This window comes from Nitrobacter sp. NHB1 (genome assembly GCF_036964665.1).
Classification (GTDB): domain Bacteria; phylum Pseudomonadota; class Alphaproteobacteria; order Rhizobiales; family Xanthobacteraceae; genus Nitrobacter.
Genome location: NZ_JBAMDA010000001.1, coordinates 1,762,186 through 1,780,166 on the forward strand (window position 1 = coordinate 1,762,186; position 17,981 = coordinate 1,780,166).

14 protein-coding genes are annotated in these 17,981 nt (G+C 63.1%); 7 read left to right on the top strand and 7 right to left on the bottom strand.

Features of this window, described 5'->3' with window-relative positions; all coding sequences use genetic code 11:
* Positions 1-3: 3 nt before the first annotated feature.
* From V4R08_RS08305 to V4R08_RS08330, 6 genes are all read right to left on the bottom strand, one after another.
* The gene (locus tag V4R08_RS08305; RefSeq protein WP_335578918.1) at positions 4-1,287 is read right to left on the bottom strand and encodes an acetyl-CoA C-acetyltransferase; all 1,284 of its coding nucleotides are present in this window, start codon (positions 1,285-1,287) and stop codon (positions 4-6) included.
* The gene (locus V4R08_RS08310; RefSeq protein ID WP_335578919.1) at positions 1,287-3,557 is read right to left on the bottom strand and encodes an acyl-CoA dehydrogenase; all 2,271 of its coding nucleotides are present in this window, start codon (positions 3,555-3,557) and stop codon (positions 1,287-1,289) included. Before V4R08_RS08310 ends, V4R08_RS08305 begins: the two co-directional genes overlap by 1 nt.
* A 114-nt stretch (positions 3,558-3,671) precedes the next feature.
* A complete protein-coding gene (locus V4R08_RS08315; RefSeq protein WP_335578920.1) occupies positions 3,672-3,923 on the bottom strand; it encodes a hypothetical protein in 252 nt (83 codons plus the stop codon).
* A 28-nt stretch (positions 3,924-3,951) separates the two neighbouring features.
* Complete coding sequence (locus V4R08_RS08320) at positions 3,952-4,563, bottom strand: TetR/AcrR family transcriptional regulator (RefSeq protein ID WP_335578921.1); 612 nt, start codon at positions 4,561-4,563, stop codon at positions 3,952-3,954.
* Between the two features lie 18 nt (positions 4,564-4,581).
* Positions 4,582-7,716, bottom strand: coding sequence for an efflux RND transporter permease subunit (locus V4R08_RS08325; RefSeq protein WP_335578922.1), 3,135 nt, complete (start codon positions 7,714-7,716; stop codon positions 4,582-4,584).
* Positions 7,717-7,730: 14 nt separating this feature from the next.
* Positions 7,731-8,855 carry an efflux RND transporter periplasmic adaptor subunit gene (locus V4R08_RS08330; RefSeq protein ID WP_335578923.1) on the bottom strand — a complete coding sequence of 375 codons (1,125 nt, stop codon included), beginning with the start codon at positions 8,853-8,855 and terminating at the stop codon, positions 7,731-7,733.
* A gap of 510 nt (positions 8,856-9,365) precedes the next feature.
* On the opposite strand from V4R08_RS08330, the gene V4R08_RS08335 reads away from it, so the two are divergent.
* The 5 genes from V4R08_RS08335 (at position 9,366) to V4R08_RS08355 (ending at position 14,596) form a co-directional block, all read left to right on the top strand.
* On the top strand, positions 9,366-11,462 hold the full coding sequence (locus tag V4R08_RS08335; protein ID WP_335578924.1) for a methyl-accepting chemotaxis protein: 2,097 nt from the start codon (positions 9,366-9,368) through the stop codon (positions 11,460-11,462).
* A 203-nt stretch (positions 11,463-11,665) separates the two neighbouring features.
* The gene (locus V4R08_RS08340; protein ID WP_335578925.1) at positions 11,666-11,881 is read left to right on the top strand and encodes a CsbD family protein; all 216 of its coding nucleotides are present in this window, start codon (positions 11,666-11,668) and stop codon (positions 11,879-11,881) included.
* 256 nt (positions 11,882-12,137) lie between these two features.
* Positions 12,138-12,905: an oxygen-dependent tRNA uridine(34) hydroxylase TrhO gene (trhO, locus tag V4R08_RS08345; protein WP_335578926.1), complete on the top strand. Its 768-nt coding sequence runs from the start codon at positions 12,138-12,140 to the stop codon at positions 12,903-12,905.
* Positions 12,898-13,110 (top strand): SlyX family protein, encoded by a 213-nt coding sequence (locus tag V4R08_RS08350; protein ID WP_335578927.1) that lies wholly within the window; start codon positions 12,898-12,900, stop codon positions 13,108-13,110. The genes trhO and V4R08_RS08350 overlap by 8 nt, the downstream gene beginning before the upstream one ends.
* A gap of 169 nt (positions 13,111-13,279) precedes the next feature.
* On the top strand, positions 13,280-14,596 hold the full coding sequence (locus V4R08_RS08355) for a DUF3422 family protein (RefSeq protein ID WP_335578928.1): 1,317 nt from the start codon (positions 13,280-13,282) through the stop codon (positions 14,594-14,596).
* 154 nt (positions 14,597-14,750) lie between these two features.
* Here V4R08_RS08355 and V4R08_RS08360 read toward each other — a convergent pair whose 3' ends face one another.
* On the bottom strand, positions 14,751-15,737 hold the full coding sequence (locus tag V4R08_RS08360) for an NAD(P)H-dependent flavin oxidoreductase (protein WP_335578929.1): 987 nt from the start codon (positions 15,735-15,737) through the stop codon (positions 14,751-14,753).
* A gap of 350 nt (positions 15,738-16,087) precedes the next feature.
* Here V4R08_RS08360 and V4R08_RS08365 point away from each other — a divergent pair, with 350 nt between their 5' ends.
* Both V4R08_RS08365 and V4R08_RS08370 read left to right on the top strand, forming a co-directional pair.
* Positions 16,088-16,717 (top strand): DUF2478 domain-containing protein, encoded by a 630-nt coding sequence (locus tag V4R08_RS08365; RefSeq protein ID WP_335578930.1) that lies wholly within the window; start codon positions 16,088-16,090, stop codon positions 16,715-16,717.
* A 288-nt stretch (positions 16,718-17,005) separates the two neighbouring features.
* Positions 17,006-17,293, top strand: coding sequence for a hypothetical protein (locus V4R08_RS08370; RefSeq protein ID WP_335578931.1), 288 nt, complete (start codon positions 17,006-17,008; stop codon positions 17,291-17,293).
* Positions 17,294-17,981 lie beyond the last annotated feature (688 nt).

Sequence of the window (17,981 nt, forward strand, 5' to 3'; positions counted from 1 at the left end):
CCCTCACACCATCTCGATCAGCATGGCACCGCCCTGTCCGCCACCGATGCATTCGCTGGCGATGCCGCGCCTGGTGCCGAGCCGCTTCATGGCATTGACGAGGTGCAGCACGATGCGGTTGCCCGAAGTGCCGACGGGATGACCGAGGCTCACCGCGCCGCCATCGACGTTGAGTCTGGCGCGGTCGACCATGCCGGCCGCACCATCGAGGTCGAGCACTTCGCGGCAGAATTTCTCGTCCTCCCACGCGGCAAGGCAGCCGAGCACCTGCGTGGCGAAGGCTTCGTTAAGCTCCCAGGTTTCGATGTCGTGGAGCGACAGCTTGTTGCGTTTCAACAGTTCGGTCGACGAGAGCACCGGGCCGATCCCCATGATCGAGGGATCGAGCGCCGACCACTGGCTGTCGATAATCATCGCCTTCGGCTTGAGGCCGTGTTTGATGACGGCATCCTCCGACGCGAGAATGGTCCAGCAGGCGCCGTCGGTGATCTGCGACGAATTCCCCGCGGTGACCTGGCCCCACGGCCGCTCGAACACCGGCTTCAGCTTCGCCAGCGTCTCCATCGAGGACTCCGGGCGCACACCGTCGTCGTGATCGTAGAATTTTCCGTCGCGCGCGAACGCGGTTTCCAGTTCGCCTTTGAGCCAGCCTTCGGCCTGCGCCTTCGCAAGCCGCTTGTGGCTTTCGACCGCGTAGGCGTCTGACTGTTCGCGGGTGATGCCGAAAAGATGGCCGACCACCTCGGCGGTCTGGCCCATATTGAGTTCGGTGATCGGGTCGGTCAGCCCGCGCTCAAGCCCGATGATCGGCTTGAAATAGGATGGCCGCGCTTTCGCGATCGCCTTGATTTTCGCAACAATGTCCTTGGCGCCGGCGACGCCTGCGAACCAGCGCACGCCCTGCTGCGGCCACACCAGTGGCGCATGGCTCAGCGCCTCGGCGCCGCCCGTCAGGATCAGGTTGGCGTTGCCGTCTCGGATATAGCGGTAGCCGGTGTCCATCGACTGCATGCCGGAGCCGCAGTTGATCTGCACCGTGAACGCCACCATTGCCTCGCCCATGCCGAGCCGCAGCGCGGCGACGCGGGCCGGGTTCATCTCGTCGGCAATGACGTTGACGCAGCCGAGGATGACCTGATCGAACGCGTCGGGCGCGAACGGCTGCCGCGCCAGCAACGGCCGCCCGCATTGCACCGCCAGATCGACCGGCGTGAACGGCCCCGGACCGCCGCGCGCTTTCAGGAAGGGGGTTCGGCTGCCGTCGATGATATAGACCGGACGCACCATCAGCCCACCGCCCTCGTCTCACTCAACTCCGGCACGAACTGATGCACACCGGCGGGCTTCTTGTAAATCGCGGACAGTGCCTCCGGCGCGAAGTCGTCGACCTCGACGACGCGGACCACCGCCTCGTGCGCCGCCTTGTATTGCTCGGCTTCGACCGGGGTGATGACGCCCTGCTTCACCGCCTCATCCGCATCGTGCAGACGCGCCGCGCGCATCCGCCTGAACACGTCCTCGGCGGCGGTCACCAGCAGAAACGCCTTTTCCAGCAGCGCCGGGCTACTGTCATCATCGACCTGCGAGAGTCCCGACGTCAGCCGGTCGCGCACGACAGAGGGCTCCAGCACCAGCTGCGCGCAGGCATGGACGACCGCGTCGCTCGGCCCGCGCGCCTGCGCGCCCAGCGGCTGGATCATGAATTTGAGCATGAACGCGACGGAGCGGTTCGGCAGGTTCGCCAGGATATCCGCAAACCGCTGCTCGATGGTGCGGAAACCGGTCGCCATGCACCATTCGACCGCCGGGAGATCGACCTCCTGACGGCCCTCGTCGTGCCAGCGCTTGAGGACGGCCGACAACAGATACAATTCGGAGAGAATGTCGCCAAACCGCGCCGACAGCATCTCCTTGCGCTTCAGCTTGCCGCCGAGCGTCAGGAGCGCCATGTCGGCGCACAATGCGAAGGCCGACGAATAGCGCGAGAGCTGACGGTAGAAGCCGGTCACCGCGCCCGCATTCTCCGGCGCGGGCGCGAACGTCCCGCCGCTCCAGCTTCTGCCCCAGGCGCGGAACAGCGTGGTGAAGCTGTGGGCGATATGAACCCAGAACGCCTTGTCGAAGGTATCGAGGCCCCTCGCCTTGTCGGTGTCGTTGAGCGCATTCATCTCCTGCAGCAGAAAGGGATGCGCGCGGATCGCGCCCTGCCCGAAGATGATGAGGTTGCGCGTCAAAATGTTGGCGCCTTCGACCGTGATCGAGACCGGCACCCCGCGATAGAGATTGCCGAGGTAATTTTGCGGTCCGTCGATCACGGCCTTGCCGCCATGGATGTCCATGGCGTCATCGATCACGGCGCGCAGCCGCTCGGTGGCGTGCAGCTTCATGATGCCGGAAATGACGGCGGGATGGTGGCCCTCGTTGAGCGCGGCGCAGGTCAGCCGCCGCGCCGCGTCGATCAGATAGGCGGTGGCGGCGATCCGCGCCAGCGGCTCCTCGATGCCCTCGAACTTGCCGATCGGAATGCCGAACTGCTCGCGGACGCGGGCATAGGCGCCTGTGGTGCGTGCCGCGAAGGCCGCGCCCGCCGCCGACAACGAGGGCAGCGAGATGCCGCGCCCGGCGGCCAGCGCCGTCATCAGCATCTTCCAGCCCTGACCCAGACGCTCCCGTCCACCGATGACGTAGTCGAGCGGGATGAAGACGTCCTTGCCCCAGTTCGGACCGTTCTGGAACACCTGCATCGCCGGCAGGTGGCGACGGCCGATCGACACCCCCGGCAGATCGGTCGGGATCAGCGCCACGGTGATGCCGAGGTCCTCCTGCGAGCCGACCAGATGATCCGGGTCGTAGGCCTTGAAGGCGAGGCCGAGCAGCGTCGCCACCGGGCCAAGCGTGATGTAGCGCTTGTGCCAGTTGAGCCTGAGCCCGATCACTTCGCGGCCCTCGAACATGCCCTTGCAGATGATGCCGCTGTCGACCATCGCCGCGGCGTCGGAGCCGGCTTCCGGACTAGTCAGGCCGAAGCACGGAACGTCGCGGCCGTCGGCGAGGCGCGGCAGCCATTTCCCCTGCTGGTCCCTGGTGCCGAAGCGCATCAGCAATTCGCCGGGGCCGAGCGAATTCGGCACCATCACCGTGACCGCGGCGGCCAGCGAGCGCGACGAAATCTTGCGCACCACTTCCGAATGCGCATAGGGCGAGAAGCCGAGTCCGCCGTACTCGGTCGGAATGATCATGCCGAAGATTTTTTTCTGCTTGATGAAACTCCAGACCTCGGGCGGCAGGTCGCGCCATTCCCAATTGATCTTCCAGTCGTCGAGCATGGCGCAGAGTTCGTCCACCGGGCCGTTGAGGAACGCCTCTTCCTCCGCGGTCAAAGTCGCCGACGAGGTCGCCAACAGCTTGGTCCAGTCCGGATTGCCGGTGAACAGGTCGGCGTCCCACCAGACGTCGCCGGCCTCCAGCGCCTCGCGCTCGGTATCCGACATCGACGGCAGCACGCGGCGCGCCCAGGAGAAGATCAGCTTGGAGATCACGTCACGGCGAAAACTCATCGCAATGTCCTCTTGTTCGGGTCCGCACGGGTCGATCGGTTGGGATTGCTACAGGCAATGACTTTACACCTATAAAGGCAAATATTCTTACTAAAGGGAAAACCGAGTTTCATTTCATGTTTCATAATTGAAAATTAAGCGAAAATGCGCGGCTGGAAGCCCGCTTACAACGACAGGATAGCGCAGGAGTTCCAAAAATGCGATTTGCGAAAACGTAATTGCCTTCGAATGATAGCCCTTGCAGGCGGCGTGATGCGGCTTATCGACCGCGCCGATTTGGTGAGGAAGCCCTATAGCGTCGTTGAGATTTTGCCAAAGGGATCGCGCTAGTGGAGTGAAAATTTGACTGCCGGTCTCGCCATCCATCCCTGATATTCTGCGCGCCTTGTTCTTGCTATTTGCGCGCCCCGCCGCGCGGCGCAAGACCGGCAAGCACGAAATCGATCATCTGATCGAGCGTCGGCCCCGGCTTGTCGACGCATTGCGCGATCATCTGCGGATGGAAAAAACGCATCATCGCCGTGCACGTACACAGCGACGCCAGCAGCACGTCCGGCGCCTCGAACTCGCCGTCCGCCGCGCCCTGGGCAATCACCTCGCCGATGGTCGCGGCGATATCTTCCATGTGCGCCTTGCAGACATCCCAGTTTTCTTCCATGGCGATGGCGACCATCTCGTGAAGCTTGGAATCGCCGACATAGCGCTCGCTGTTCATGTGATGGATGGTCGACAGCAATTCTCGCAGCCGCTGCGCGGCCGGACCGGGCGCGGCCCCGATCGCCTGCGCCGCGTCCTCGACCTCGCCCATCAGCCGCCGCGCCACGCCATGGTGGATCGCCTTCTTCGAATCGAAAAAGCGATAGACGTTGGCGGGCGACATCCGCAGCACTTTCGCGATATCGGCGACGGTGGTCTTCTGATAGCCGATCTCGCGGAACAGCTTCTCCGCCACCACCAGAATCCGGTGGCGCGTATCAGCCTCGGTGTTGTCTGTAACCATCGCCATGAGAGAACCAGTCTTCAATTATTCCGCGGCCTGGGCAAGCGGAAAAGCGAGCTGCGTTTCGTGCGGCACCGGCCCGGCCTGCTCTGACTCGCCGCCGCGCTCATTGAGGCTTTTCCTGAACCACAGCGCGTAGAGACCCGGCAGATACAATAGGGTCAGGAAGGTTGCAACGAACAACCCGCCCATGATGGTGATCGCCATCGGTCCCCAGAACGCCGAGCGCGACAGCGGGATCATCGCAAGGATCGCGGCCAGTGCCGTCAGCACCACCGGCCGCGCGCGGCGCACCGTCGCTTCGACGATCGCCTCGCCCCGGGTCAGGCCGTGCGCGACGTCGGCCTCGATCTGATCCACCAGAATGACCGCGTTGCGCATGATCATGCCGGCCAGCGCGATCAGGCCGAGCAGCGCCACGAAACCGAACGGCTGGTTCGCGACGTTGAGGCCGAGCGAAGCGCCGACGATGCCGAGCGGCGCCGTCAGGAACACCAGCGCGAGCCGCGAAAAACTCTGCAACTGGATCATCAGCAGCGTCAGCATCACGACGGCCATGAGCGGAAACAGCACGAAGATCGACGCATTGCCCTTGGCGGACTCCTCGAACGCGCCGCCTGCCTCGATCCGGTAGGCCGGCTGCAGGTGGTCGCGAATCTCCTGCAATTTCGGCCAGATCTGGTTGGTAACGTCGGGCGCCTGCACGCCGTCGACCACGTCGCCGCGCACCGTGATCGCCATGTCGCGGTTGCGTCGCCACAGGATCGGCTCCTCGTGGGCGTATTCGATCTTCGCGACCTGCGACAGCGGCACCGCGACGCCGTTGCGCGACGTCACGGTGAGATCGCCGACACCGGCGAGGTCGAGACGTTCCGACGGAATTGCACGCGCGACGACACCGACCTTCTCGATGCCGTCGCGGACCGTCGTCACCGGCACGCCCGAAATCAGCATGGCGAGCGCCTGCGAGACATCCTGCGGCGTCAGTCCCAGCGCACGGGCGCGATCCTGATCGACCACGAGCTTGAGATACGGCGTCTGTTCGTTCCAGTCGAGGTTCGGATCCTTCACGTTGGGATTGGCGCGCACCACGTCGCGCACCTTGTAGGCGATGTCACGCACCACCTTGGGATCGGGACCGATCACCCGGAATTGAACGGGGAAGCCGACCGGCGGACCGAAGTTGAAGCGGTCGACCCGGACCCGCGCCTCGGTTAGCGCGCCGTCATCGACCGCCTTCTCGATTCGAGCCTTGATGCGCTCGCGCGCCTCGACGTTCTTCGCCACGATCACGATCTCGGCGAAGGACTCGTTCGGCAGTTGCGGGTTGAGCCCGAGCCAGAAGCGCGGCGAGCCCTGGCCGACATAGGCGGTGTAGGTGGCGATGTCGTTATCGTTCTTCAGGAGCTTTTCGGCCTCTTTCACCGACTTCTCGGTGACGCCGAACGCCGTACCTTCCGGCAGCCGCAGTTGCAGAAACAGTTCGGGCCGCTCCGACAGCGGGAAGAACTGCTGCTGCACATGACCGAAGCCGACGACGGCGGCAACGAAGATGCCGGCGGTTGCCGCCACCACCTTGATGCGGTGGTTGACGCACCATTGGATCACAGCGCGCAAGGCTCGATAGGGTCGCGTCTCGTAGATCGCGTGCGGATCGTGGTTGTGGCCGACCTTGATGTCAGGCAGCAGCTTGACGCCGATGTAGGGCGTGAAGATCACCGCGACGAACCAGGACGCGACCAGCGCGATCGCCACGACCCAGAAGATGCCGCCGGCATATTCGCCCACGGCCGAATTGGCGAAGCCGATCGGCAGGAAGCCGGCCGCCGTCACCAGCGTGCCGGTCAGCATCGGAAATGCGGTGGACTCCCAGGCGAAGGACGCGGCGCGAAACCGGTCCCAGCCCTGCTCCATCTTCACCACCATCATCTCGACCGCGATGATGGCGTCGTCGACCAGAAGGCCGAGCGCGATGATTAGCGCGCCGAGCGTGATGCGATGGAGGTCGAGCGACATCGCATTCATGACGATGAAGACGATGCCGAGCACCAGCGGCACCGATAGCGCCACCACGATTCCGGTGCGCCAGCCCAATGCGACGAAGCTGACGAACAGCACGATTGCCAGCGCCTCGATGAAGGAATGCACGAACTCGCCGACCGCGTGCTCGACCACTTTCGGCTGATCGGCGATGCGCTCGATGTTGATGCCCTGCGGCACCGCCTGCATGAACTCGTCGGTGGCCCTGGTGACGTCCTCGCCGAGCTTGAGAATGTTGGCGCCCTTCGCGGTCACGACGCCGATGCCGAGCGCCGGCTTGCCCTCCTGCCGCACCTTGAATGTCGGCGGATCGACGAAGCCGTGGGTGACGGTCGCAATATCGCCGAGGCGAAACACACGCCCGTTGCTTTCGACCGGCGTCTCCGCCACCGCCCTGGCGCCATCGAGCGCGCCGGTGACGCGCAGCGCCACCCGCTGCGACGAGGTTTCGACGGTGCCGGCCGGCGTCACCGCGTTCTGTTTTGCAAGCGAATCGAAGATCGCCTGCGGCGCGATGCCCAGCGTCGCCAGCTTGGCGTGGGAGAACTCGACGTAGATGCGCTCGTCCTGGGTGCCGTAGAGGTTGACCTTGGTGACGCCGTCCACCCTCAACAGCCGCTGGCGCAGACCTTCGGCGACCTTTTTCAACTGCCGGTAATCCGCGCCGTCGCCGGTCAGCGTATAAAGAATGGAATCGACGTCGCTGAACTCGTCGTTGACCACCGGCCCGATGATTCCGGCCGGGAGGCTGCCCTGCGCATCGGCAAGCTTCTTGCGCAGCATATAGAACAGATAGGGCACCTGCTTGGGCGGGGCGGAGTCGCGGAAGGACACCTGCATCGCCGTGAACGCCGGCTTGGAATAGGTCTGCACCTTGTCGAAATACGGCAGTTCCTGCAGCTTCTTCTCGATGGGGTCGGCGACCTGGGTCTGCATTTCCTCCGCGGTCGCACCGGGCCACATCACCGAAACGTTCACCACCTTGACCGTGAAAGAGGGATCCTCCGCCCGGCCAAGATTCTCGTAGGAGAAGAAGCCGGCAACGCCGAGCGCGACGATCAGGAACAAGATCAGCGCCGGATGGCTCACCGCCCAGGCCGACAGGTTGAAGCGCTTCATGTCACTCTCCGCGTTCAGAACGACAGCGACGACACGACACGCACCTTCTGCGCCGGATCGAGCTTCTGGACGCCGAGCGCGACCACCTTGGCACCCTCGTCAACACCGCCGGTGATGATGACGTCGTCGCTCTCGTAGGATTTGACAGTGACCGGCTTCAGCGCGACGTCGCCTTTGTCATCGACGACATAGAGCGACGACGGACCGCCCTGGCTGAACAGCGCCGACAGCGGCACCCGCGCCACACGCGCGGTGGCGGCGTCGGCGAGCGTCAGCGTCGCCGTCATGCCGAGCGACACCTTGTCGTCGGCGTCCGGCAGCGAGAACTTGGCGAGGTAGGTCCGGGTCGCGGGATCGGCGGTCGGCGCGATCTCGCGCAGTTTCGCCGTATAGGTTTTGCCGGGCTCCGACCACAGCGACACGCTCGCGGCGCCAGTCTTGGCGCGGCCGATCAACGTTTCCGGAATTGCGACCACCGCTTCCTTTTCGCCGAGGCGCGCGATGCGGATCGCGCCCTGACCCGCGGCAACCACCTGCCCGGCATCGACCAACGTCGCAGTCACCACGCCGTGGGTGTCGGAGGTCAGCGTCGCATAGGACAAAGAGTTTTTGGTCAGTTCGACCGAGCGCTGCGCGCGGTTCAGCCGCGCCCGCGCCTCGTCGGCGGCGGCCCTGGCCTGATCGAGTTGAGCATCCGTGCTCCAACCCTTCGCGCGCAATTCCTTCGCGCGCGTTTCGGCGGCGGCGGCCTGCGCCAGCACGCCTTTGGCCGCGCCCAATTCCGCCAGCGCCTGCTCGGCCTGCAACTTGAGATCGACTTCATCGAGGGTGGCGAGCGGCTGGCCGACCTGGACGATCTGGCCGACCTCGACGAGACGCTTCGCGACCTTGCCGGGCACCCGGAAACCCATGTCGGTCTCGATCCGCGGCTTGATGGTGCCGACGAAGCTGCGGTCTGGCGTTTCCGCCTCGTAATGCACGGTGGCGGTCAGAACGGGGCGGGCCGGCTCGGCTTTCTCGGCGGCCGATTCATTGCAGCCCCCCAGCGCCAGCGCCGGAAGGACGACCAGAACGAGCGGCAAATATCTGGGAGACCGAGAGAACCTGGAAAACCGGGAGAAAGAGGGATGAGACAGCATCGGGAGAATCCTTCAGGAGGCCGATCCTTTCGTACTGTGGAGTGTTTACTAACGATTGTCAATATTCATCATAGATCATAAAACCGTGAACGATGAGTTGTCCGGTCAAGGTCCGGGTTCCGGGAAAATGGGAGGCGCGCTGGACGGCGGCGGAGCGCGGCTAATCAGCCACCCAACAAGTCAGCGGTTCTAAAGAAAGCAATCCACCGAGCTTAATCCGAAGCGATCATGCAGACGGAGAGGCTGGTCAGGAGCGGTCGGATTGGCCGCCGAGTGCAAGTCACGGTCACGGACCGCGCCACTCAAAGGTAGATAAAATTTTAATCATGCCCGTTCAAAGATACCGCAGGCTTCAACACGGACTGCGCGGGCACTGCGGGCCACGCGCATCAAAAAAACGTCCGTAAGCCGAATCGGCAGAGGTAACCGTCAGAGGCAGGAGGCTGATTCCCGTCCGACTAGAACTGTGGATTGGTGAGAATTCATCTGTATTTTGGAAGGAATCCAAAAATGAAGGCGAAGATCAGCGTTACTCTGCCTGCAATCGTCTCTGCGCTCGTGGTGATAGGCGCCCTTTCCGCCGGAATGGCGGCCTATCAGGCTTACGAACAGCGGCAGAAATCCGAAGCATTTCTCGAAGTGAACCACATCTCGCAATTGCTGTTGCGAAGCGCAGGGCAATGGGCGATCGAGCGCGGGCTTACGAATGCGCCGCTGAAGTCGCCCGATGCCCTACCTGCTGAACTCCGCCCCCGGATCATGAGCACGCGGCAAACCGCCGACCACGCATTTTCAGAGGCTGCTCAACTGCTGCACGGGATCCCGGCGATGAAATCTGCAGAGACGCAGATCTCGGAGGCCGAGAGCACGTTCCAGGCGTTCGTCGGCTTTCGTACCAGGCTCGATGAGAATCTTCCCAAACGGGGATCGGAACGCAGCCCGGAGGTCGTTGAGGGCTTCTCGCCGGCAATCACCAAGCTGATCGACGTCTCCGGCAACAAGCTGCGACTGACGTTGGAAACGCTGACGCGTCCGCCGACTGCGGCTCTAACGCAACTGGTCAGCTTGCGCAATTTGACGGCGGAGATGGCCGAGAACGCCGGAAGGGAACGTGCATTCCTCGGAGGAATGGTTGGCTCTCGCGCCAAGCTCACAACGAGCGGCTTTCAGAAGATTGCCGGTTTCCGCGGAATAGTTGAGTTAGCATGGGAAACAATCTTACCAATCCGAATGCGAGCCGACTTGCCGAAAAAGGTCGATAATGCGATCGCGGACGTCGAGAAGGATTATTTCCAGGTCTACGGCCAGACACGCGACGGCGTGCTCGCGACAGCCGAGACGGGTGAGTACAACATCAGCGGCAACGACTATGTCGCGCGGGCGACCACCGCGATCAATTCGATCCTTCGGCTGGCCGATGCGGTCGGTGAAGCTGCCGACCAGGAAGCTGCCAAGGAAGCCGCAAACAACGGGTCCAAACTGCTCATCTCCGGATTGATATTGCTCGGCTGTATCATCCTGGCGCTGGTCAGCTTCTGGATTGCGTTCTCGCGAATCCTGCGACCGCTGTCTGCGCTGACGGGCGCGATGGGTGAACTTGCAAAAGGCAATTTTGGCGTAGCCTTGCCCGGACTCGACCGCCAGGACGAAATGGGCGATATGGCGCGGGCGGTCGAGACCTTCAAAGTCAAGGCCGAGCAGAAAGCGCGCGACGAAGCGGAAGCCAAGATGCAGCAGGATCAACTTGCTGCCCAGCAGCGCAAGGCGGACATGCACAGGCTCGCCGACAGTTTCGAGGCGGCGGTCGGCGAAGTGATCCAGACGGTATCCTCGGCAGCAACCCAACTCGAAGGCTCGGCGACCTCCCTGACCCGCACAGCCGAACAGACCCACCAGCTTTCCTCCGCTGTGGCCGCGGCCTCCGAGGAAGCAACGGTCAACGTTCAGTCCGTGGCCTCGGCCAGCGAGGAGATGGCGGCGTCCGTCAACGAAATCAGCCGGCAGGTCCAGGAAGCCTCGAGAATCGCGAGCGACGCGGCGCAAAAGGCGCATAGCGCCGACCAGCGGATCACTTCGCTGTCGCAGGCATCCGCCAAGATCGGCGACGTGATTGAACTCATCAGCACGATTGCCAGCCAGACCAACCTGTTGGCGCTCAATGCCACGATCGAGGCCGCCCGCGCAGGCGAGGCAGGCCGCGGCTTCGCGGTGGTGGCGTCCGAGGTGAAGGCCTTGGCCGAGCAAACCGCCAAGGCGACCGCCGAAATCGGTCAGCAGATCGCAAGCATTCAGACGGCGACGGATGATTCCGTCGTTAACGTGAAGGAGATTGGCGTTGTCATCGGCAGGATCGCGGAGATTTCCGCGACGATCGCCTCGGCAGTCGAAGAACAAGCGTCTGCAACTCAGGAGATATCACGCAACGTCCAGCAGGCCGCGGCCGGAACCTCGGAAGTTTCCTCCAATATCATCGAGGTCAGCAACGGAGCGTCCGAAACAGGTAGCGCCTCTTCACAGGCTCTGGCAGCGGCAAAGACCCTGGCCGGCAATACCGATCGCCTCAAGCTTGAGGTCGAAAAATTCCTCACAACGGTCAGAGCCGCCTAATTTAGTGGAGTGAATTTGAAACCGCGGGTCGCGGAATACCACTAGAATCGAATCCATCATGAGCGAGTTGTTCCCTGCGACTCGCTCATGAACTTTCCTCCCGGGAACTTTCTTGAATCAGATTCCGGATCACTCCTTTGCCGTCGCAGGAACCCTTCAAAGCTCGGCGCGTTGTCCGGGCTCAACGCAAAGGAGGACGACTTATGGGTTCCACCACCGACAAGATCAAGGGTGCCGCCAACGAAGCGATCGGCAAGGCGAAGCAGGGTGTCGGCGAAGCCGTCGGATCCGACAAGTTGCGCGGTGAAGGCGCGATGCAGGAAATGAAGGGCAAAGGCCAGAAAGCGCTTGGCGACGCCAAGGAAGCGACCAAGGACGCTGCGGACAAGGCGGCGGACGCGGTCAACAAGAAGCTTTGATCTGGACCGAACGATGCGTTTTAACCTGACGGACCGGCCCTTGCGGGGCCGGTCTTTTTTGTGCGGCAAGACGTCCCTCATAGCCAAGCGTTCAGCCGGCCTTTGTGGAGAACCGGACTGTCGTGTGCAGCGGCCACTTGCCGCGAAGCTGTCGGGATGACCTATCTGCACGCGGAAGGCGACGACAGAAAAACGGCATCGACGCGCTATCAATGCATGGGTTTCGCGACGCGGCGCGGACTGATAAACCCCCGCCATGCTCAAGGTCGCCGCTTTGTACCAATTTGCACCGCTGCCGGATTTTCGTGCGTTGCGCGAGCCGCTGCGCGCGCTCTGCGCCGGGCTTTCCGTCAAAGGCACGATCCTGCTCGCCGAGGAGGGCATCAACGGCACCGTCGCCGGAATGCCGGACGCCATCGGCGCGCTGATCGCAGAGTTGCAAACCGGCACGCTGTTCTCCGGCCGGCTCGACAATCTCGAGCTGAAATTCTCGCGCACCTCGACGATGCCGTTCGCGCGGCTGAAGGTTCGGCTCAAGAAGGAGATCGTGACGCTCGGCGACCCCGCAACCGATCCGACCCGCGCGGTCGGCATCTATGTCGAACCGAAGGACTGGAACGACCTGATCGCTGCGCCCGACACGCTTCTCATCGATACCCGCAATGCCTTCGAGGTGGCGATGGGCACCTTCGAAGGCGCGGTCGATCCGCAACTCGCGCGTTTTGGCGAGTTCAAGGATTTCGTCGCGCAAACGCTCGATCCGGACAGGCATCGCAGGATCGCCATGTTCTGCACCGGCGGCATTCGCTGCGAAAAGGCCAGCTCCCATCTGCTGTCGCGCGGCTTCAAGGAGGTCTATCACCTCAAGGGCGGCATCCTGAAATACCTCGAAGGCATTCCCGAGAGCGAAAGCCGCTGGCGGGGCGAATGTTTTGTGTTCGACGACCGGATCGCGCTCGGTCACGGGCTGACGGAATCCCGACGCGCGGGCCGGCTCATGGACGGAGCGCCCGGCGATGACTGACAAGACTTTCGCGGATCGCATCGATGCGCTGGAGATGCGCCTGACCTATCAGGAGGAGACCATCGAAACCCTGAACCAGGCCGTCACCGCGCAGTGGAAGCAGATCGACGCGCTGACGCGGCAGCTCGCCGAGCTCGGCGAGCGCGTGCGGGAGGCCGAAGCCAACCGACCCGGCCCCGCCAACGAGCCACCGCCGCATTATTGAAGCTTGGCGTCACGCCCCGCTTCCGCGTCTGCCGCCGGCGGCATCGCCGTTGATCGGCAATCGTTATCGGCCTATCAGGAGCGTCGCGTGATGCGCGGTCGTTGCGCACGTCATCGCCAAGCCGCTACAAGCCACGACAACAAGGCAACACATCGCCGGAGAGGATCGCATGACCGCGGAAGTCTCGATTGGGGACGGAGAGGCCGCCAGGCTGACGCCGCATCCACTGCGGACCGCGATCCTGGGTGAACTGCATGCGCGGCCGTTCACAGCGCTGTCCGTTCCTGCCCGCATCCTGCATTTCGCGTTCGAGACAGCCGGAGAACGCGCCCAGGCCGACCGCGTCAATCTGGCGAAATTCTGCGAGGCGCGCGGCCTGCCGGTGCCGACCTTTGCCGAGCGGCACTATCGCGTCACGTTGGGTACGACCGTGCTACGATGGGAGCAGCATTCCGAATTCACGACCTATACCTGGGAGCTGCCCTCCCAACCTGACGGAATTCCGTTTCATCCAGCGGCCGCGGCGCTCGCTGCCCCGATGCAGCTCGTGCCGCAACCCGGTCCACTTATTGTCGCCATCGATATGCACGTGCTCGCCGACGGGCCCGCCGTCCAACCGCCGGAGCGGCTGTTCGATCGCAACAGTCTCGCGCTTGCCGAAAACAGCGACGGCGCGGCGATCTACGCCACCGACTTCCAGCCCGATCCGTCCGGCTTCGTGCGAATTCTGATAGTCGACCGCAAACTCAATCCGGATCGCGCCGGCGCGCTGGCGCAACGCGTGATCGAGATCGAGACCTATCGCACTTTGGCTTTGCTCGGCTTGCCGGAAGCGCAGCGGCTCGCGCCTTCGATCAGCGCCGTCGAGCAACGGCTCGCGGAAGTGACCGACAAGATGCGCAACAACGGCAATCTCGCAGACAACCGCCATCTGCTCGACGAATTGACGGCGCTGGCGGCCGAGGTCGAGGCTGGCGCGGCTGCGAGCGTATTCCGCTTCGGCGCCAGCCGCGCCTATTACGAGATCGTGCAGCAGCGGCTGGCGACCATCGGCGAGCGCAAGGTGTCCGGGTTGCCGACGTGGACGTCGTTCCTGGCGCGGCGAATGGCGCCGGCGATGCGGACCTGCGTGACCACCGAGGCGCGTCAGGAGAACCTGTCGTTCAAGCTGTCGCGCGCGGCGAACCTGCTGCGCACGCGTGTCGACGTCGAGCTCGAACAGCAGAATCAGGAACTCTTGAAATCGATGAACGCCCGCACGCGGATGCAGCTCCGGCTGCAGACCACCGTCGAGGGGCTGTCGGTCGCGGCCATCACTTATTATGTGGTCAGCCTGTTCGGCTATGTCGCCAAGGCGCTCCACGAATCCGGGATGGTCCCCGTCGAGCCGGGTTATCTGACTGCGGCCTTCATTCCGGTGGCGGCGCTGTCGATCTGGTCGGTCGTGCGCCGCATTCGCCACAAACATATCGGCCGCGACGGCTGACGCTTTTGAAAGCGCCGCAACCACTCGACGATTTAGAGCCTTTCCGCTTCTGATGGAATCAGAAGCGGGGCTCTATGTTTTTGTTTCGACGCGTTTTCTTCACGCGAACCGGTAGCCACTTCGCTCGAAAACGCTATAGTTTCCGCAATTCGCTTTACGCCGCCTTGCCGTCGAGCAGGCCGGTCAGGCGCCGGCGGATGATCCGCTCGGCATCGACCATGATGCGGTCGATCAGCTCCTTGCAGCTCGGCACGTCGTGGATCAGGCCCACCGTCATGCCGCAGCTCCACGCGCCGGCATCCATGTCGCCGTCGATCATCACCTTGGGATAGACGCCGGCGACCTCCTCGATGATGTCGCCGATCTTGAGGCTCTCGCCTTTTTCCCGTTCGATCTCCATCAGTCTCTCGACCTTGCGGTTGTTGAGCACGCGCTCGGTGTTGCGCAGCGCGCGCATGATCAGCCGGGTGTCGAGTTCGGAAGCCCCGATCAGCGCCTTTTTCACGTTGTCATGCACCGGCGCCTCTTTGGTCGCGATGAAGCGCGTGCCCATATTCATGCCGGCGGCGCCCAACGCCAGCGCGGCGACAAGGCTGCGCGCATCGGCCATGCCGCCCGAAGCCACAAATGGAATCCTGAGTTCGTCGGCCGCGCGCGGCAGCAGGATCATGTTCGGCATGTCGTCCTCGCCGGGATGACCGCCGCACTCGAAGCCGTCGACGCTGACCGCATCGCAACCGATCTGTTCCGCTTTCAGCGCGTGCCGCACCGAGGTGCATTTGTGGATCACCTTGATGCCGGCGGTCTTTAGCGCGGGCATGTACTGCTCCGGGTTGCGACCCGCCGTCTCGACGATCCCGATGCCGCCTTCCACGATCGCCTGGATATATTCGGGATACGGCGGCGCGGTGAACGCGGGTAGAAACGTCAGATTCACGCCGAACGGCCTGTCGGTCATGCCGCGGCAGCGCACGATCTCCTTCGCCAACAGGTCCGGCGTTTTCTGCGTCAGCCCGGTGATGATGCCGAGACCGCCCGCGTTCGAGACCGCGGAAGCCAGCTCCGCGAAGCCGATATAATGCATACCGCCCTGGACGATCGGATGCTGGATCCCGAACAATTCGGTGATGGCTGTTTTCACGGAAAACCCCGGTGGCAAACGCTCCGGGCAAACTCCCATTCCGCCGTCTACTCGGCAAGCCGGATTCGGCGCCATGAACCTCGCCAAAACCTTGCACCGTCTTGAAATGGGCGCTCTTGACATGCCGCTTTGGGTCGGTTTCACTCGCCACATGTGCCATTCTGTGGCCAGCCCGCCGCAGAAAAAGAGGCAACGTGCGCTGCGGAATGAACCGTGGCGCCGCTCAAAAGAAGCACCCGCGGCTTTCTCTGCGCCGGACACGGCGTGCCGGAGATTGAACGCCGCCGCAGATGGACACCCCCGAGCAGCGATCGAGATCGTAGCGGATTCAAGAGTGGCTGACTTAAGACATGGCTGATGCAGACGAGGAAACGATGGAGCGGCGTCCTGCTCCCCAAATTTCCACCGGGCATACGGACCCCGGCCTGAGCCCGATCGGGGTCGTCGCTTATGATGACGGTCTTGTCAGGGATGCTCTCATAGCTCAATGCGCAGCCGCTCTCGCCGCCTCCGGTTACAAGCTCGGTGGCGTGGTCCAGTCAAACCCGCACCGTGAAGGCCGGCGTCGATGCGATATGTATGTCAAGGATCTGTTGGGCGGTGACGAGGTCAAGATCTCGTTCGACCGTGGCAACGAAGCGAGGGGCTGCCGGCTCGATCAGGACGCCTTCGCGCGCATCGACGCCTGGATCGAGCGCGCGGTGCTCGAACATGTCGATCTGGTGGTCATCAACAAGTTCGGCAGGGAAGAAGCGCAAGGCCGGGGGCTACGAGCCGTCATTGCCGAGGCCCTGATTGCCGGTATCCCGCTTCTCATCGGCGTTTCCACGCAAAACCTCGGGGACTTTCTGGCCTTCGCCGGAGATTCCGCGACGCGTCTGAAGCCCGACATCGAGGCAATGACGGCTTGGTGCCGGAACGCGATCGAACGCCGGGCTCAGGATCGGTACGAGCCGGGACTGCCGTCCGTGCAGGCATGAGGCGGCCGATGCCCGGTTGGTAACCAACCGGGCCGTCATAAACCACTCGGGCTTTCGTTTGCATGCGGTCTCGCGAGGGCCACCGGCGGATCGGCAAAAAGCTGTTGGCCGGATGAGCTGGAAAAGGCTAGTCTCGATTCTGACGCGTCGCGGCTTCGACAGAGACGCGAAGGGCGTCAAGCCGCCCTACCCCTTCATGCCGCCACCGCCTTGCTCCTTCATGGCTCCGAAAGGCACCACCAAAACAGCAAGCTCCTCTTCTCCGGCGCAAACAGATGAAGCGACGCGATGGATGAAAAGCAGATCCTCCAGAATGCAACTCGCAGCGCAGCCCAAGCGGGTATGATCACGCTTGTGTTCGAGAATTTTACAGCCCAGCTCATCAGGCATGTCCTCAGCGGCCATCTGCTTGATGATACTTCTCTTATGATGCTCCGCGACAACTGCATCCGCGATCTGAAGAACTCCACAATGACCGGAATGTCCTTGGAGGAAGAGGCCGAAGTCTTCAGGCAGGCCGTCGAAAACGCGACGAAACTGCTCGACGCGGCGATAATGAGCGGACGGGAGTTTTAATACCCGGCCGGTTCCAATCCCTGTCGCTGTGACAGCCGCCCCGATGGTTCAGAACGAGCGGTTTGTCGGACTGCCCCTTCCGCCGGCGCGGACTGCATCAGGTAAACCCCACCTGCCTCGGCGATTTCCCGCTTACCGGTACGCCGGCACGTTGACGCAGTGGTTTCAAGCCCGTACAGAGGGCGCGCTCTCGGCACGTTCCACGGGCCTGCCGATCTGTTCAAGCCCGGTCCGGCGCCGGTTTCCAGGCGACGGAGCATGGGGTTAATCCAGAGTGGCAACAGCCCTTGACACCACTTGCACACCAGCTCCCACCATGTGGTCGGAGCAAGATTAAGGGGTTTCCAGGTCAAACCGAAAACCGGGTATAGAGAATGAAGAATGCCGTGAAATAGTGCTTGACTTGGAAAGCTCGTACAAGGCTTGGTCGGCGCTCACCCGCGTTACGGCCCGCACATCCGCGCTGTCGCCGTTTCGTGGCACTCTAACCAGAGGCGTCAGTTACTTCGTTATCTCCATGATGGCTCCGGTTGCTTCGGGCTGGAGCGTCGCCGGTCGGGGCTTGAACGCCCGCTGGCAGGCGCCACCTCTGCACGACACACTCCAAGCGGTCGTTCGAATGCGACCATGCGGAGGTCTTTCACGAGGTCGCCAATCAAGACCTTGCGTGCCGGCGGTGCGGCGCGTC

Coding starts and splice junctions, on each gene's coding strand:
- trhO (WP_335578926.1), top strand. CDS start 12,138: ATGCTCAAGGTCGCCGCTTTGTACCAATTTGCACCGCTGCCGGATTTT.
- V4R08_RS08325 (WP_335578922.1), bottom strand. CDS start 7,716: ATGAAGCGCTTCAACCTGTCGGCCTGGGCGGTGAGCCATCCGGCGCTG.
- V4R08_RS08340 (WP_335578925.1), top strand. CDS start 11,666: ATGGGTTCCACCACCGACAAGATCAAGGGTGCCGCCAACGAAGCGATC.
- V4R08_RS08330 (WP_335578923.1), bottom strand. CDS start 8,855: ATGCTGTCTCATCCCTCTTTCTCCCGGTTTTCCAGGTTCTCTCGGTCT.
- V4R08_RS08365 (WP_335578930.1), top strand. CDS start 16,088: ATGGCTGATGCAGACGAGGAAACGATGGAGCGGCGTCCTGCTCCCCAA.
- V4R08_RS08335 (WP_335578924.1), top strand. CDS start 9,366: ATGAAGGCGAAGATCAGCGTTACTCTGCCTGCAATCGTCTCTGCGCTC.
- V4R08_RS08370 (WP_335578931.1), top strand. CDS start 17,006: ATGGATGAAAAGCAGATCCTCCAGAATGCAACTCGCAGCGCAGCCCAA.
- V4R08_RS08305 (WP_335578918.1), bottom strand. CDS start 1,287: ATGGTGCGTCCGGTCTATATCATCGACGGCAGCCGAACCCCCTTCCTG.
- V4R08_RS08355 (WP_335578928.1), top strand. CDS start 13,280: ATGACCGCGGAAGTCTCGATTGGGGACGGAGAGGCCGCCAGGCTGACG.
- V4R08_RS08320 (WP_335578921.1), bottom strand. CDS start 4,563: ATGGCGATGGTTACAGACAACACCGAGGCTGATACGCGCCACCGGATT.
- V4R08_RS08350 (WP_335578927.1), top strand. CDS start 12,898: ATGACTGACAAGACTTTCGCGGATCGCATCGATGCGCTGGAGATGCGC.
- V4R08_RS08310 (WP_335578919.1), bottom strand. CDS start 3,557: ATGAGTTTTCGCCGTGACGTGATCTCCAAGCTGATCTTCTCCTGGGCG.
- V4R08_RS08315 (WP_335578920.1), bottom strand. CDS start 3,923: ATGGATGGCGAGACCGGCAGTCAAATTTTCACTCCACTAGCGCGATCC.